The organism is Streptomyces misionensis, assembly GCF_007896895.1.
In the GTDB taxonomy this organism is placed as follows: Bacteria; Actinomycetota; Actinomycetes; order Streptomycetales; family Streptomycetaceae; genus Streptomyces; species Streptomyces misionensis_A.
Genome location: NZ_VOGW01000006.1, coordinates 75295 through 89597, shown reverse-complemented (window position 1 = coordinate 89597; position 14303 = coordinate 75295). Strand labels below are relative to the sequence as shown.

Genomic DNA, 14303 nt, shown 5'->3' with positions numbered 1-14303 from the left:
CGGCAGGCTCGGCGCCTGCCGCGGCCGGCCCGGCGACTTGGTGCGAGTGCTCCCCCGGTCTCCCGTATCGTTCCTCGGCATCGTGCGCACAAGGGGAGGGATCATGAGCATGGCCATCGGGCGAAGACACCTGGCAGTCATGGCCTTGGTGACCATCGGCGTGACGGCTTGCGGCGGTCGGCACGACGGAGGCGCCCCCACGGGGAAGGCGACGGCCGGCCGAGGGCCGGCACGGAGTGCGCGTGTGTCGTCCCAGCGGCAGCTTGAAGATGCCGTCGTGGACGCGCGGGAGCTTCCCGGAGTCCGGGTGGAAGGGATCGGGGCGGGCACGAACGGCATCGGCAATGGTGTCGTCCATGCCGCACGCCGTGCCGGCACGAGCCCCGCCCGGTGCGCGCCGGTCAGCGCCGCAGTCGGCGGGACCAGCGGTTACCCCCCGGTCGCGAGCGTACGGCGCATCGCGGGCCGGAAGGGCCACTCCGCGATCCTCACCCTGGTGTCATACCGCTCGGCGGACGCCGCTCAGGCGATCGACGACCTTCGCGCGGCCTTGAAGTCCTGCAAGGGCTACACGTCGGGCTCCATGAAGGCGACCTACGAGGACATCAGGGCCACCGACGGCCCGCCGCAGGGCGACGACAGGATCGGTTTCCGACTCGAGCTGGCCATGGAACCCGGCGACAACGGGCTGAAGCTCCCCACGAGCGTGCTTGTCGTACGCCAGGGTTCCACTCTGGCGATCCACAGTGCCGCTTCCGACGCTCCCGGAACCGCGGCGAGCGTCCCGAGCGATCTCGTCGATGCCCAGTCGAAGGCGCTGGACAACGCCGTCCGTGCCGCTCCGTAGCCCGGTGTCCTCGCTGCCCGGCACGGGACTCTAGCCCCTCTGCCCCGCGAGCGTGTCCAGGACGTCCGCGACCGGGGTGGGATCCAGAGGGCCGACGTGTGACGCCTCGGGGAAATCGTGCACGCGGAAGCTGTTGCCGGGTGTGGACGCGTCGGCTTCCGCGATCATTCTGTCCTGGAGCGCGGTGGCGATCGTACGGTCCCTGCCGAAACGCAGGTACGTGCGGGGAATGCGTCCCCAGTCGCCGGGCCGGCCGACCGCTCGGCCCGCATAGGCGGCGACGGGCTCGTCGGTCTGCATGCCGGCCAGTATCCGGCGGAAGTCGGCGTCGGGATAGTCCGCGCAGATCATCTCCTTCAGGAGGGCCAACTCACCGCGGACACCCGTACGGAAGTTCAGCCGCAACACCCCGAGCCGGTCCGGGTCACCCACCGTCAGCTCCACCGGGCTGACGGCGTTCTCGTTCTCGGGAGCCGCCGTGCAGGCGTCCGCCGAGGGCAGGACGCGGCTGGGACAGAAGGCCGCCATGTAGCAGATGTGGTGGAGCAGGTGCGGGACGGCGTCGCCGACCCGGCTGACCGACACGCCACCCAGGCTGTGCCCGACCAGCACCACCGGGCCGTTCCGTGCGGCCTGCCGCACGATGCCCGTGACGCGCGCCTCGTAGTCGTCCAGCCCGAGGCCCTTCAGCGGGGAGGGCTCGACCGCCATCGCGGTGAGGTCCTGCCGCTGGTACGACTCCGCCACGAAAGCCTCCGCGCCGTGCCGCGGCTGGTCCACCATGACGACGCGGTGGCCGCGCAGCCCCAGTTCCCGCGCGATCGGCATCCAGAACGCGCCGGCGCTGTGGGTACCGTGCACCAGCACGTATGTCGTGAGCCCGCGACGCGGGGCCGCCGCGGCCGGTGGGGTTCCCAGCCCGGTGGCCAGTCCCATACCCCCCACCGCGAGTCCCAGCCCACGCAGCGCCGCCCGCCGGGTGGCACCTTTTCGTGCTTCGTTCGTGTCATCCATCATGAACACAACGCTATGAACGGCCCGTTCGGCCCACCAGCGGCCCAGCACCCCGACAGGGGTGTACCCAGAACCACCCTGCCGTGCGGCTCGCAGGGTCCGACCCGCGCGCCGTGAGCGACCGGACCGCCCCCGTGCGTTCCCGCCGCAACCGCGGTCACCTGCGAAGACGCCGGATCAAGAACACGATCCCGGAGCCGAGGGACCGGCGGGCCGGCCGCCGGCACTCAGGCAACGCGGGCGGCAGGCCCCGGGTTCGACCAGGAGCACCACCGGCGCCGAAACGAAGCCGACCGGACCGTCAACCGGACCGAGAATCCCCGGGCGGCCGCCACCCGTTACGACGGGAGAGCCCATGTCTTCCACGGCACCGTCACCGCGGCCGCGTCACCAACCTGTCCGAACAGCACACCTAGCGGCCGGACCGCGCGTACCACCGGCCGTCGTGGCGGCCCACATGGATGGGGCGTCCGAAGCAGACCGTCAGGTTGTCCGGCGTGAGCACCCCGTCGACCGGGCCGGAAGCCAGCTCGCGGCCTTCCTTGAGGAGGAAGGCATGAGTGGTGCTGGGCGGGAGCTCCTCCACGTGGTGGGTGACCGTGATGGTGGCGAGGTCGGCCCGCTCGGCCGCCAGCCGGTGCAGTGCGTCCACGAGGTCCTCGCGGGAGGGGAGGTCGAGGGCGTTGAACGGCTCGTCGAGCAGGAGCAGCGACGGATCCGCCATCAGGGCGCGGCAGATGAGGATCCGGGCGCGCTGACCGCCCGAGCAGTCGCCGAACCGGCGGTCGGCGAGCTCCTTGCACCCGAGCTCGGCGAGCAGGACGTGGGCACGCTCGCGGGTCGCGGCGCCGTACTCCCGCCACAGTGGCTGCACGGTGCCGGTCGCCCCCGTGAGGACGACGGTATGGGCGGTGGCGTCCGACGGGACTTTCTGGGCGGCGGACACCAGGCCGACGCGCGCCCGCAGCTCGCGCATGTCGACGTGGCCGAGTCGGTCACCGAGGACCTCGACCGTGCCGACGGTGGGGTGCACGACCGCCCCGACGAGCCGGAGCAGGGTGGTCTTTCCGGCTCCGTTGGCCCCCAGCAGCGCCCAGTGCTCACCAGGCCGAACGGTCCAGTCGATCCCGTCGAGGACGATCTCCTGCCCGGTGGTACGGCGGTGGACGGCGACATCCGTCAGAGCGACGACGGCGCGGGGTTCCTGGATTTCGGTCACATCCGCAGGGTAGTGCCGCGAACGGCGACTCCACCCGGCTTTCCTGCCGCCGTCGGCGATCGGGGAGCCGGTGAACCGTCCGGAAGGCGGGACGGGAGGCCGGTCATCACCCGCTGATCGCCGATGACTTCCACGCCGGGCCGACGCCGCGGCCCCGGCACCCGCGTCAGGCCAGGAAGCTCAGCCGCACCTTCCGCTCGGGGTTGTCCCGGTTGGTGTCCACCAGGCACACCGACTGCCACGTGCCGAGTTCCAGGCGGCCGCCGATCACCGGCAGGGTGGCGTGCGGCGGGACGATGGCCGGGAGGACGTGGTCGCGGCCGTGGCCGGGGCTGCCGTGGCGGTGCTGCCAGCGGTCGTCGGCGGGGAGCAGGGTGTGCAGGGTGGCGAGCAGGTCGTCGTCGCTGCCGGCGCCGGTCTCGATGACGGCGATCCCGGCGGTGGCGTGCGGGACGAAGATGTTCAGCAGGCCGTCGCGGTCGCCCGCCGCCTCCCGCAGGAAGTCCTCGCAGTCCCCGGTGAGGTCGACCACGCGTTCCCGGGAGCCGGTGGAGACGTTCAGGATTCGGGTGGTGAAGGCATCTGACATGTCACCCATCCTGACGCATACGTCCCGCCGCGGGCGGGAAGAGGGGCGCACGGCACGCTGTTGGTGGAAGCGTGAACGAAATTCGTGAGGTCGAGGTGGTCGTCACGGGCGCCGGTCAGGCCGGCTTGTCCAGCGCCTACCACTTGCGCCGCTCCGGCTTCGAGCCGGAGCGCGACTTCGTGGTCCTCGACCGCTCCCCCGCGCCGGGCGGCGCCTGGCAGTTCCGCTGGCCCTCGCTGACGTACGGCAAGGTGCACGGGATGCACGCGCTGCCCGGCATGGAGCTGACCGGCGCCGATCCGGCACGGCCGTCGGCCGAGGTGATCGGGGAGTACTTCGACCGGTACGAGCGCGCCTTCGACCTGCGGGTACGGCGACCGGTGGCGGTGCGCGCGGTGCGTGAGGGGGACAGCGGACGACTGCTCGTGGAGACGTCCGCGGGCACCTGGTCGACCCGGGCGCTGATCAACGCGACCGGCACCTGGGACCAGCCGTTCCGGCCGCACTACCCGGGCCAGGAGAGCTTCCTCGGGCGTCAGCTGCACACCGCGCAGTACGCCGGGCCCGAGGAGTTCGCCGGACAGCGGGTGGTGGTCGTGGGCGGTGGCGCCTCGGGCACCCAGCATCTGCTGGAGCTGGCCCCGTACGCGGCCGCGACCACCTGGGTCACCCGGCGGCCGCCCGTCTTCCGCGAGGGCCCGTTCGACGCCGACGCGGGCCGGGCCGCCGTCGCGCTGGTGGAGGAGCGGGTGCGTCAGGGTCTGCCGCCGCGCAGCGTGGTCTCGGTCACCGGGCTGCCCCTCAACGACGCGATCCGCAAGGGGCTCGCGGACGGGGTGCTGGACCGGTTGCCGATGTTCGACCGGATCACCCCGGACGGCGTGGAGTGGCGGGACGGCAGGCATGTGGAGGCCGATGTGATCCTCTGGGCGACCGGGTTCCGTGCCGCGCTCGGCCATCTCGCGCCGTTGCGGCTGCGGGAACCGGGCGGCGGTATCCGGGTGGAGGGGACCCGCGCGGTGGCCGACCCCAGGGTCCACCTCGTCGGTTACGGCCCCTCGGCCAGCACCGTCGGCGCCAACCGGGCCGGTCGCGCGGCGGTACGGGACATCAGGCGGCTGCTCGCGCAGGACCGCCCGATAGCCGCGTGACGGACCACCGGCCGCCTACGGGCCCGCGGCCGGCCGGGCCGCACCGGTTCAGGCGGACCCGCCGGACGGCGCGGCGGACGGGGACCGCTGTCCCGCGTTCTGGTGCAGGGCGGTGTACTCGTCCACATTGCGCATGTGGGTCGCGTAGTCGGCGGTGAAGCGGGTGTCCCCGGGCTTGACCGTCACGAAGTACAGCCATTCCCCGGGCGTCGGGTTGATAGCCGCGCGCATCGCGTCCTCGCCGGGGTTGCCGATGGGCGTCGGGGGCAGGCCCGTGCGCTGGTAGGTGTTGTAGGGGCTCTGGACCCGGGTGTCGTCCTCGGTGGTGCGCGGAGTGGCGCGGCCCAGGGCGTAGGTGAGGGTGGCGTCCAGTTGCAGGGGCATGCCGCGCTCCAGCCGGTTGAGGATGACCCGGGCGGCCTTGCCCATGTCCTTCTTCTCGACGCCCTCGGCCTGGACGATGCTGGCGATGGTGACCGCCTGGTAGACGTTGACCGAGTTGCGCTGCGCCCCGGCCGCGACCGGTGCCCCGTCGAACTTCTGGTGGGCGGTGTCCACCATGGTCCGCAGCACGGACTCGGGGGTCGCCCCCTCGCGCAGCGGATAGGACGCCGGGAACAGATAGCCCTCCGGGTTGCCCGCCGCGTCCTTGGGCAGCTTCAGTCCGGCCTTGCCGAGCGACTTGCGCGTGCTGCCCAGGGGCAGTTCGAGCGCCTTGTCGATCGCGTCGTAGACCTGACTCGCGCGCCAGCCCTCCGGGACGACCAGTGTGGCCGGCCGGAACCCCGCAGGGCCGTCGGCCGTCGTCAGCAGCGGCACCGCCACGGCGGTGCCGGCCATGACGGCGCCGGCCACGACGAGGACGACCCTGCCCCGGCCTGTCAGTCGGATCCTGCTCCGTGGCGGAATGTGCGTCTGCATGCGGGAACCGTAATACGTATATCACCGTAAACACGACATATAGTCAGCTTGTCGGCCCTCATCGCACATCTCAGCCCGCCGGCTCCAACTGCGCGTCCCGGCGCACCAGGGCCGCGTACCGCCCGTCGTGCTCCAGCAGTTCCTCGTGCGTGCCGCGTTCGGCGACGCGCCCGGAGTCCAGCACCACGATCTGGTCGGCGCCGCGGACGGTGGACAGCCGGTGCGCGATGGTGATCGTCGTACGGTTCGCGGAGAGGGCGTCGATGGCCTGCTGCACGGCGGCCTCGGTCCGGGTGTCCAGCGCACTGGTCGCCTCGTCGAGTATGAGGACCGGCGGGTCGCGCAGGATGGTGCGGGCTATCGCGAGGCGCTGCTTCTCTCCGCCGGAGAAGCGGTGGCCGCGCTCGCCGACGACCGTGTCGTAGCCGTCGGGCAGCGCCGCTATGTGGTCGTGGATCTGCGCCGCGCGGGCGGCCGCGTGCAACTCCTCGTCGGTGGCGTCCGGCTTGGCGAAGCGCAGGTTGTCCGCGACGGAGGCGTGGAAGAGGTACGTCTCCTGGGAGACGACGCCGACCGCGCGGGCCAGGGTGTCGAAGTCGAGGTCGCGGACGTCGGTCCCGTCGAGGGTGACCCGGCCGCCGGTGACGTCGTAGAGCCGGGGCACCAGATAGCCCAGCGTGGACTTGCCCGCGCCGGTGGGGCCGACGACCGCCAGGCTGTGGCCGGCGGGGACCGTGACGTCGATGCCGTCGAGGACGGGGCCGCCCTTGTCGTCGTAGCGGAACTCGACGTCCTCGAAGCGGACTTCGCCCTTGATCCGGTCGAGGTGGACCGGGTCCGGGCGCTCGGTGATGTCGATCGGCAGGTCCAGGTACTCGAAGATGCGCTGGAAGAGCGCGAGGGAGGTCTGGATCTGAACGCCGGTGGCGAGCAGGCTCACCGCCGGGCGGAACAGGCCCTGCTGGAGCGAGACGAAGGCGACGATGGTGCCGAGCGAGACCTCCGGGCCGCCGAACCGGAGGGCCAGTCCGGCCGTCCAGTAGATGACGGCGGGCATGGCGGCCATGACGATGGTGATCACGGCCATGCGCCAGCGCCCGGCCATGTTCGACCGCACCTCCAGGTCGACCAGCCGCTCGGACTCCGCGGCGAAGGAGCCGGTCAGCGAGTCGGTGCGGCCCATGGTGCGGCCGAGCAGGATGCCGCTGACCGAGAGGGACTCGGTGACCGTGGCGGCCATCGCGGCCATCTGCTTCTGCCGCTCGGTGGTGATCTTCTTGCGTTCGTTGCCCACGCGGCGGCTGATCCAGACGAAGGCCGGCAGCAGGAGCAGCGAGACGATGGTGAGCCGCCAGTCGAGGGCGACCATGGCGACGATGGTGGCGACCACGCTGGTGACGTTGGAGACCAGGGAGGTGGCGGTGGACGTGACGGTCGCCTGCATGCCGCCGATGTCATTGGCTATGCGGGACTGCACCTCGCCGGTGCGGGTGCGGGTGAAGAAGGCGAGCGACATGCGTTGCAGCCGGCCGTAGACGGCGGTGCGCAGGTCGTGCATGACGCGCTGGCCGACGGTGGTCGAGATCAGCGTCTGCAGCACGCCGAAGACGCTGGAGAGGACCGCGCTGAGGATCATGCCGAGCGCGAGCATGCTCAGCAGACCGGTGCGGCCCCGCGGGATCGCGACGTCCAGGGTCTCCTTGAGCAGGAACGGCGTGGCCACCGAGACCAGCGAGGCGGCGCCGACCAGCAGGCCGACGATCGCGAGCCGCCCGCGGTAGGGGCGGAACAGTTTCAGGATCCGCCGCCACTGCCGGGGCCGGTCCTCGGCACCGGCGGGCGGGGTCCAGGAGGAGAGTTCACGGTCGGGATGCATGGGCTCCTACGGAGGTGAACGGGCGCCGGCCGGGGATCGGCCGACGATGCCGGAACGGATCGTAGCTCATTGTTACCTATACTCACAATGAACCGCATCCTGATATTGTTCCGGCATGACCACCCCCGATCCCGACGGACTCCTCGCCGAGCAGCTGCTACGGCTCACCCGCCGGGTGCACCGCATCCAGAAACGCCATCTGGAACGGCGCGACCTGGGCGTCACCCCCGCCCAGTCCCGGCTGCTGCGCACCCTCGCGCACTACGGCTCGCCGCCGCGCATGGCCGACCTCGCCGAGCGCCTGGAGGTGGTGCCGCGCGCGGTGACCACGCTGGTCGACGGACTGGAGGCGAGCGGCAAGGTGCGCCGGGCACCGGATCCGGCCAACCGGCGTGTGACCCGGATCGAGCTGACCGACGAGGGGCGCGCGACCCTGCGCGAACTGCACGGCGCGCGCCGCTCGGCGGCCGAGGAGATACTCGCCCCGCTGACGGAGAAGGAGCGCCAGGTGTTCGGCGTCCTGCTGGACGCCCTGATCGACGGGGACGCGACGAAACCCTGCTGATCCGAGGCCCGGCGAACGCACCTCACCGGGAAGCGGCACAAGCCCGCGCCGGCCCGTGCGACTCGGGCCCCCATCCCCGCCGGCCCGTGCGACGCAGGCGCCCGGCCCCGCCGGTCCGAGCGGCGCAGGCCCTCGCCCCGCCGCCCGGACCGCGCCCATGAGCTAGCAGCCGCTGTGGTCCTGCGTCAGCACTCCCTGTGCGGTGGCCAGCGAGTGGTCGTAGCAGCCGGCCGAGCCGTACGACCGGTAGCGCTCCGACGAGGTGCCGACCGCGTGCCGCTGGTCGCGCGGGGCGTCGAGGAGGTACGACGCGTCGCCGCGGTAGGTGTCGTCCAGCCGTGACCACGCGGTGCGCCGGCCGTCCCGCCGTTCGCTCACCGAGGCGCGGTCGCCGATGGTCAGCTCGGTGCGCAGCCGGCTGTCCGAGCCGATGGTCGTGGCGCCGTTCATGGTGTACGTCCGCAGCGTGTGCGTCGAGCGCGCGGGCCCGGACCCGGTGATGCCGACGGTCTCGTCGTCGGTCCAGGTGGCGTCCAGGCCGTCGGTGTTCTCGCCGTCGGTCCAGCGGTGGACGGAGGTGTTGGCGAGGGTGCGGGTGACGGTTGTGGTCACCCGGCCGTGGGAGGTGTCGAGGTATCCGCTGACGGTGAGCCGGTGCCCCGCCCGGGTGTCCACCCGGTTCTGCGAACCGGGCGTGTAGACCGAGGAATTGGCGAGGTCGGTCGCCGTGTCCTCGGTGAGCCCGCCGGTGAGGTGGTCGCGGTGCGCGTCCTGCCAGACCAGCACGTTCACCGGGGCGCTCCAGCCGGCCTGCCCCGAGGGCACCCCGACGACGGAGACCTCCACCCGGTGCGGCCGGCCGTCGTCGAGCAGCCCGGCGAAGGGCGTGAGGTCGTATTGGATCGGGCGGACGTCGAGGGCGCCCGGCGCCGGGATCACGTACCAGAGGAAGGGGTCGGACCAGCCGCCGGTCCACACGTTCGGGTACGGCGCGGCGATGCCCGCCGGCCGCCCGTCCACCTTGATCTGCACCTCGCGGTAGGGGCCGTGGTCGGCCTTGCAGGAGTACGACGCCGGGTCGGCCACCGTCAGGTACCAGAACTCCTCGCAGCCGCCACCCGATCCGGTGGCGTAGACCTCGGCGACGATCCGCTCGCTGTTGCGCGGGGTGGTGAGCGTCGTGCCGTCGGGCGTGTCGGCGAGGGTGAGCACGCGGTCCGGGGCCTGCTCGGCGGGACGGCCCGCGTAGAACGTCAAGGTGACATGGACGTCGATGACGCCGGTGTAGGTGTCGTCGACCACGTTGCCGATCAGCAACTCCACGTCCCGCCGGCCACGGAAGGTGTCGCTGTAGCGGGTGACGTCCTTCTCGACGTGCCAGGCGATGCCGTCGGGCGAGGGCTCCGGGGTGGAGGTGCGCAGGATCTCGACCCCGCCGACGTGCAGATAGCCGAGCCGGTCGTACTGACGGCCCTTCACCGTGCCGTCCAGGCGCAGCACGACCTTGCTCCAGTGGTCGCCGCAGCCCGTGGGCGGGGTGTACGTGCCCCGGAACGGGGTGAAGTCGCGGAACTGCGCGTCGGCGAGGGTGACCTGGCAGGACCTGCCGTGCGGCCGGGCGACGGGCGGGGCGGCGGTCACCGGGTCGTGCCAGTCGGTGCCGAACTCGGCGGGGACGTCGGCGGCCCGGGCGGTCCCGGTCCCGGCGCCGAGGAGCGCGCCCACCAGGAGGACCAGACTCGCCAGCATGGACATGACTATCCGTTGTCTCATGGCGGAGTTCTACGGTGAGTTGGGCGTGGCCGCAATGAGCCGGTGACGGCGACCGCCCCGGGTGGCGCAACTGGCACACCGTCACCCTGACGAACATTTAGTGCTATAACCGGATCACACTGACATAGTGCGCTCATGGAGATCACGCCCGCAGGCAGCCCGTCGAAGACCCCGCGCGAGGGGTCGGGGAAGGGACACGAAGAGAGGACCGGACGGAACCCGGCGGAAGGGCCCGAGAGGGGGCCGGCGAGAGGACCGGGGCCTGCCAGAGGTCCGGTAGGCGGGCCCGGTACGGGGCGTCGCCCCCGCCGCGCGGCTCTCGTTCTCGTCGGCGCCCTCGCCCTCACCGGCGCCGCCGTCTGCACCGGCCTGTTCCCCCGCGAAGGACGCGGCTCGCCCGCGCCCGGCCCGGCCCCCGCACCCGGGCGCGCCGCCGCTGCCGGCCCCGCGGGCGGCTCGGGGCCGCCGCCGTCCCCCGGCGCGGCCGGCATCGGCGACCCGCTGATGCCGGACGCCGGGAACGGCGGCTACACGGTCCGGCGTTACACGCTCGACTTCGACTGGCAGGCGCCCGGCACGCCCTTCGAGGCGGGCGCCACGATCAGCGCCGCCGCCACGCAGGCCCTGTCCCGTTTCGACCTGGACTTCACGGGCAACACGCTGCACCGGGTCACGGTCGACGGCGCGCCCGCGCGGGCCGTGCGCGACGGCGACGAACTCGTCGTCACCCCCGCCCGCCCGATCCCCCGCGGCCGCGCGTTCACCGTCCACGTCGCCTACACCGCCGACCCCACCCAGCAGCGTCACCGCGACGACGCGATCCGGGACTACGGCTGGGTGCCCACGCCCGACGGCACCGTGGTCTGCGCCCAGCCCGACGGCGCCCGCATGATCTTCCCGGCGGACGACCACCCGAGCCTGCGCGCTCCGGTCACCTTCCGCGTCACCACCCCCGCGGGCATCAGCGCGGTCGCCAACGGACGCCTCGTCGGCACCGTCCGGCGGCCCGGCGGACGCGTCCAGTGGACCTACGACTCCGAACAGCCGATCGCGGCACAACTGGTCCAGCTGGCGATCGGGAAGTTCCGCATCGTCAGCAGCAGCGGACCCGGCGGGCTGCCGGTCCGCGACGTGGTACCGGAGGGCCTGGTCGGCGACACCGAGGAGTACCGCTCGCTCACCCCGGAGCACATCGCCTGGCTCGAACAACGGCTCGGTCCGTATCCGTTCCGCCGCTACGGCGTGCTGGTCGGGGACACAGAGCTGCCGGTGGCGCTGGAGACGCAGTCGCTGTCCGTGCTGCCCAAGGACGATCTGCTCGGCGACCGGGTCGACGCCGAGCGCAACCTCGTGCACGAGCTGACACACCATTGGACCGGGGACAGCGTCGCCATCCGGCGCTGGTCCGACCTGTGGCTGAGCGAGGGTCACGCCCGCTTCTACGAACGGCTGTACTCCGCCTCGCACGGCGGCGTCACCCTGGAGGACGCGATGCGCGACGCCTACGCGCAGCACGACCAGTGGCGGCACGACGACGGCGCGCCCGCCGAGCCCACCGCCGACACGCTCTTCAAGGTGATGCGCTACGACGGGTCGGCCCTGGTGCTGTACGCCCTGCGGGAGAAGGTAGGCGCCGAGACCTTCGAGCGGATCGAACGGTCCTGGGTGAGCACCTACCGGGGCCGGACGGCAGGCACCCGGGACTTCATCGACCTCGCCTCCCGGGTCGCCCGGCAGGACCTGAAGCCCTTTCTGACCGACTGGCTGTACGGGCCGCACACCCCGCCCATGCCCGGCCACCCCGACTGGCGGGTCGACCCGGTCGAGGAGTGACCCGGATGGCCCGCCGTCACGGTCTCGCGTGGGCGCCCGTACTGACGGGGCGTCGAAACGCAGCCGCTGCCGCCGACCGGGTGGCCTCTGCCGGGCCGCTGGTCCACCCCGGTGACGGTTGGCGCGACGGGACACGCCGGGCACGGAAACGTACGAGGGGTGGTTGTCAGGGGCAACTCCTTTGTCCTGGCTGCGTAAGCGCGATGAACATGTTTGGAGACCCGTGCCATGAAAAGACCCACCGCCCCACGTGTCCCCAACGGCATCCGCGTGTGCCGCAGGACGGTATGTGCCATCGGAGCGGCCGCCCTGCTGGCCCCGCTGCTGCTCACCCCGATGACCGACGACGACGCACCGGAGCAGCGCCTCCAGTACGCCTTTTCCGACGCCGCCCACGACTTCCACGTACCGCGCAGCGTGCTCATGGGCGTGTCCTACGTGCAGACCCGCTGGGACGCGCACCCCGGCTCGCCCAGCGTCGCCGGCGGCTACGGGCCGATGCACCTGGTGGACACCAGTCAGTTCCCGGCCGCGCCGCCCTCCCCCAGCGCCCAGGGCGGCGGCGCGCTGCGGCCGAGTGCGGGGGCGGCGGGGGCGCCCGCCGAGGCGCCTGACGGCGTCCTGGCCGGCCGTTCCGTGCGGCCCGCCGACCTGCAACGTGCCGCGAAACTGACCGGTGCCCCGGCCGGGCGCCTGCGCACCGATGCCGAGGCCAATGTGCGCGGTGGCGCGGCCCTGCTGGCCGCCACCCAGCGGCAGCTGGGCAAGCCGCTCAGCGGCAATCCGGCCGACTGGTGGGAGGCGGTGGAACGTTTCCCCGGTACGCCGGACATCACCTCGGCGGCCACCTACGCCAACGACGTCTTCGCGGTGATCCGCAAGGGCGCCCACCGCACCACCGCCGAGGGCCAGGACGTCTCCCTCCCCGCGAGCCCCGGCGTGCGCGCCCACACCGTGCGCACCGAGAAGCCCCGGCACGCCAAGGGGACGGAGTGCCCGGCCGAGGTGTCCTGCGACTGGCTCGCGGCGCCGTACGAGGAGATCGACGACGAGGGCAATTACGGCAACCACGACCTCGCCGACCGGCCGCGGGACCAGAAGATCCAGTACATCGTCATCCACGACACCGAGGCGAAGCTGTCGAGCATGTTCCAGACGGTGCAGGACCCGACCGAGGCGTCCTGGCACTACTCGATCCGTTCCAGCGACGGCCACATCACCCAGCACGTCCAGACCAAGGACGAGGCCTGGCACTCCGGCAACCAGTATGTGAACGCCCGCTCCATCGGCATCGAGCACGAGGGATTCCTCAGGCAGCCGGGCACGTGGTTCACGGAACAGATGTACCGCTCCTCGGCCCGGCTGGTGCGCTACCTCGCCAAGAAGTACGAGATTCCGCTCGACCGGCAGCACGTCTTCGGCCATGACAACGTGCCTTCACCGACCGGCGACTCCATCCCCGACATGCACGACGACCCGGGCCCCTTCTGGGACTGGCGGCACTACTTCGACCTCCTCGGGGCGCCGCTGAAGCCCACGGCCGGGCCGGACAGCGACATCGTGACCATCCTGCCGGACTACGGCACCCACACGCCCAAGTTCACGGGGTGCCGCAGCGCCGGGGCGCCGTGCGCCAAGCACGGCTCCAGCGCCGTCCGCCTGTACACCCGTCCGGACGAGAAGGCTCCGCTGATCCAGGACCCGGGCCGCCACCCCGACGGCGGAGCCTCCACGATGGACGTCGACGACCTGGGCTCGCGTGCCTCGGCCGGCCAGACCTTCGCGGTCGCCGAACGCCGCGGCGACTGGACGGCGATCTGGTACCAGGGGCGCAAGGCCTGGCTGGAGAACCCGAAGAAGGACCCGACGGCGGTCGGCGCGGTCGGCAAGATGGTGACGCCCAAGGAAGGCGTGGACGAGATCCCGGTGTTCGGCCGGGCGCTGCCGGAGGAGGAGGCCTACCCCGAGGGCGTGGAGGAGGAGCCCGAGGCGCCGCTGCCCTACCACTTCCGCGCCGGTCAGCGTTATGTCGCCCAGGGCACCATCGACAGCTCGTTCGTCCCGCGGTCGTCCTTCGTCGACTCGCCCGAGCCGGTGGTCAGGGGCAACGAGACGTACTACCAGATCCAGTTCGACAACCGGATCGCCTACGTCCGGTCGAGCGACGTGGACGTGGTCGGATCGGCCGTGACGGCCGGCTCGACGGCGGACACCCAGGACCGCTCACCGGACCAGTGACACCACCCGGCCACCCTTGACCGCGCCCCGCCCCGCCCCCTCCCGGGCAGGGGCGCGGTCCACCCATGACGGACCGGAGGAGCACACCAAGCGCTATGTGAAAGGCCGCCATGAGCTGGGACGTACTTCTCGTCCGCCTGCCCGATGACCTCACCTCCATGCAGGAGATCCCCGCCGATCACACCCCGGCCCCTCTCGGTGATGCCTCCCACGAAGCACGGGGATCCGGCGTCTGACGGGAGCCACTGACAACGGCCTCGCCCCGGCCGGGACGCGG

11 protein-coding genes and 1 pseudogene are annotated in these 14303 nt (G+C 72.1%); 6 read left to right on the top strand and 6 right to left on the bottom strand.

Translation table 11 applies throughout. From position 1 onward, the window contains the following. The first annotated feature begins 103 nt into the window (after positions 1-103). Positions 104-847 carry a hypothetical protein gene (locus FRZ03_RS01400; RefSeq protein WP_146463259.1) on the top strand — a complete coding sequence of 248 codons (744 nt, stop codon included), beginning with the start codon at positions 104-106 and terminating at the stop codon, positions 845-847. 30 nt (positions 848-877) lie between these two features. On the opposite strand, the gene FRZ03_RS01395 is transcribed toward FRZ03_RS01400, so the two are convergent. Further along, positions 878-1783 carry an alpha/beta hydrolase gene (locus FRZ03_RS01395; protein WP_186785214.1) on the bottom strand — a complete coding sequence of 302 codons (906 nt, stop codon included), beginning with the start codon at positions 1781-1783 and terminating at the stop codon, positions 878-880. A 164-nt stretch (positions 1784-1947) separates the two neighbouring features. On the opposite strand from FRZ03_RS01395, the pseudogene FRZ03_RS01390 reads away from it, so the two are divergent. Beyond that, positions 1948-2248 (top strand): annotated as a pseudogene (locus tag FRZ03_RS01390) (IS5/IS1182 family transposase); the annotation flags it as partial. 25 nt (positions 2249-2273) lie between these two features. On the opposite strand, the gene FRZ03_RS01385 reads toward FRZ03_RS01390, so the two are convergent. Both FRZ03_RS01385 and FRZ03_RS01380 read right to left on the bottom strand, forming a co-directional pair. Then, a complete protein-coding gene (locus FRZ03_RS01385; RefSeq protein ID WP_146463255.1) occupies positions 2274-3080 on the bottom strand; it encodes an ABC transporter ATP-binding protein in 807 nt (268 codons plus the stop codon). Positions 3081-3246: 166 nt separating this feature from the next. Further along, entirely contained in the window at positions 3247-3669 is a 423-nt protein-coding gene (locus FRZ03_RS01380; protein ID WP_146463252.1) for a YjbQ family protein, read from the bottom strand. A 71-nt stretch (positions 3670-3740) separates the two neighbouring features. On the opposite strand from FRZ03_RS01380, the gene FRZ03_RS01375 reads away from it, so the two are divergent. Further along, positions 3741-4820, top strand: a complete 1080-nt coding sequence (locus FRZ03_RS01375) for an NAD(P)-binding domain-containing protein (RefSeq protein WP_146463250.1) — start codon at positions 3741-3743, stop codon at positions 4818-4820. Positions 4821-4868: 48 nt separating this feature from the next. Here FRZ03_RS01375 and mltG read toward each other — a convergent pair whose 3' ends face one another. Then, positions 4869-5741, bottom strand: coding sequence for an endolytic transglycosylase MltG (mltG, locus tag FRZ03_RS01370; RefSeq protein ID WP_146463248.1), 873 nt, complete (start codon positions 5739-5741; stop codon positions 4869-4871). 70 nt (positions 5742-5811) lie between these two features. Next, complete coding sequence (locus FRZ03_RS01365) at positions 5812-7617, bottom strand: ABC transporter ATP-binding protein (protein ID WP_146463245.1); 1806 nt, start codon at positions 7615-7617, stop codon at positions 5812-5814. A 115-nt stretch (positions 7618-7732) separates the two neighbouring features. On the opposite strand from FRZ03_RS01365, the gene FRZ03_RS01360 reads away from it, so the two are divergent. After that, positions 7733-8182, top strand: a complete 450-nt coding sequence (locus FRZ03_RS01360; protein ID WP_146463244.1) for a MarR family winged helix-turn-helix transcriptional regulator — start codon at positions 7733-7735, stop codon at positions 8180-8182. A gap of 162 nt (positions 8183-8344) precedes the next feature. Here FRZ03_RS01360 and FRZ03_RS01355 read toward each other — a convergent pair whose 3' ends face one another. Beyond that, positions 8345-9955 (bottom strand): peptide-N4-asparagine amidase, encoded by a 1611-nt coding sequence (locus FRZ03_RS01355; RefSeq protein ID WP_315902612.1) that lies wholly within the window; start codon positions 9953-9955, stop codon positions 8345-8347. A gap of 504 nt (positions 9956-10459) precedes the next feature. Between FRZ03_RS01355 and FRZ03_RS01350 the strand changes: the two genes are divergently transcribed. Both FRZ03_RS01350 and FRZ03_RS01345 read left to right on the top strand, forming a co-directional pair. Beyond that, positions 10460-11788 carry a M1 family metallopeptidase gene (locus tag FRZ03_RS01350; protein WP_146463243.1) on the top strand — a complete coding sequence of 443 codons (1329 nt, stop codon included), beginning with the start codon at positions 10460-10462 and terminating at the stop codon, positions 11786-11788. Between the two features lie 228 nt (positions 11789-12016). Then, a complete protein-coding gene (locus FRZ03_RS01345; RefSeq protein WP_146463241.1) occupies positions 12017-14026 on the top strand; it encodes an N-acetylmuramoyl-L-alanine amidase in 2010 nt (669 codons plus the stop codon). Positions 14027-14303: the final 277 nt, after the last annotated feature.

Coding starts and splice junctions, on each gene's coding strand:
- FRZ03_RS01400 (WP_146463259.1), top strand. CDS start 104: ATGAGCATGGCCATCGGGCGAAGACACCTGGCAGTCATGGCCTTGGTG.
- FRZ03_RS01395 (WP_186785214.1), bottom strand. CDS start 1,783: ATGGGACTGGCCACCGGGCTGGGAACCCCACCGGCCGCGGCGGCCCCG.
- FRZ03_RS01380 (WP_146463252.1), bottom strand. CDS start 3,669: ATGTCAGATGCCTTCACCACCCGAATCCTGAACGTCTCCACCGGCTCC.
- mltG (WP_146463248.1), bottom strand. CDS start 5,741: ATGCAGACGCACATTCCGCCACGGAGCAGGATCCGACTGACAGGCCGG.
- FRZ03_RS01365 (WP_146463245.1), bottom strand. CDS start 7,617: ATGCATCCCGACCGTGAACTCTCCTCCTGGACCCCGCCCGCCGGTGCC.
- FRZ03_RS01360 (WP_146463244.1), top strand. CDS start 7,733: ATGACCACCCCCGATCCCGACGGACTCCTCGCCGAGCAGCTGCTACGG.
- FRZ03_RS01355 (WP_315902612.1), bottom strand. CDS start 9,955: ATGAGACAACGGATAGTCATGTCCATGCTGGCGAGTCTGGTCCTCCTG.
- FRZ03_RS01350 (WP_146463243.1), top strand. CDS start 10,460: ATGCCGGACGCCGGGAACGGCGGCTACACGGTCCGGCGTTACACGCTC.
- FRZ03_RS01345 (WP_146463241.1), top strand. CDS start 12,017: ATGAAAAGACCCACCGCCCCACGTGTCCCCAACGGCATCCGCGTGTGC.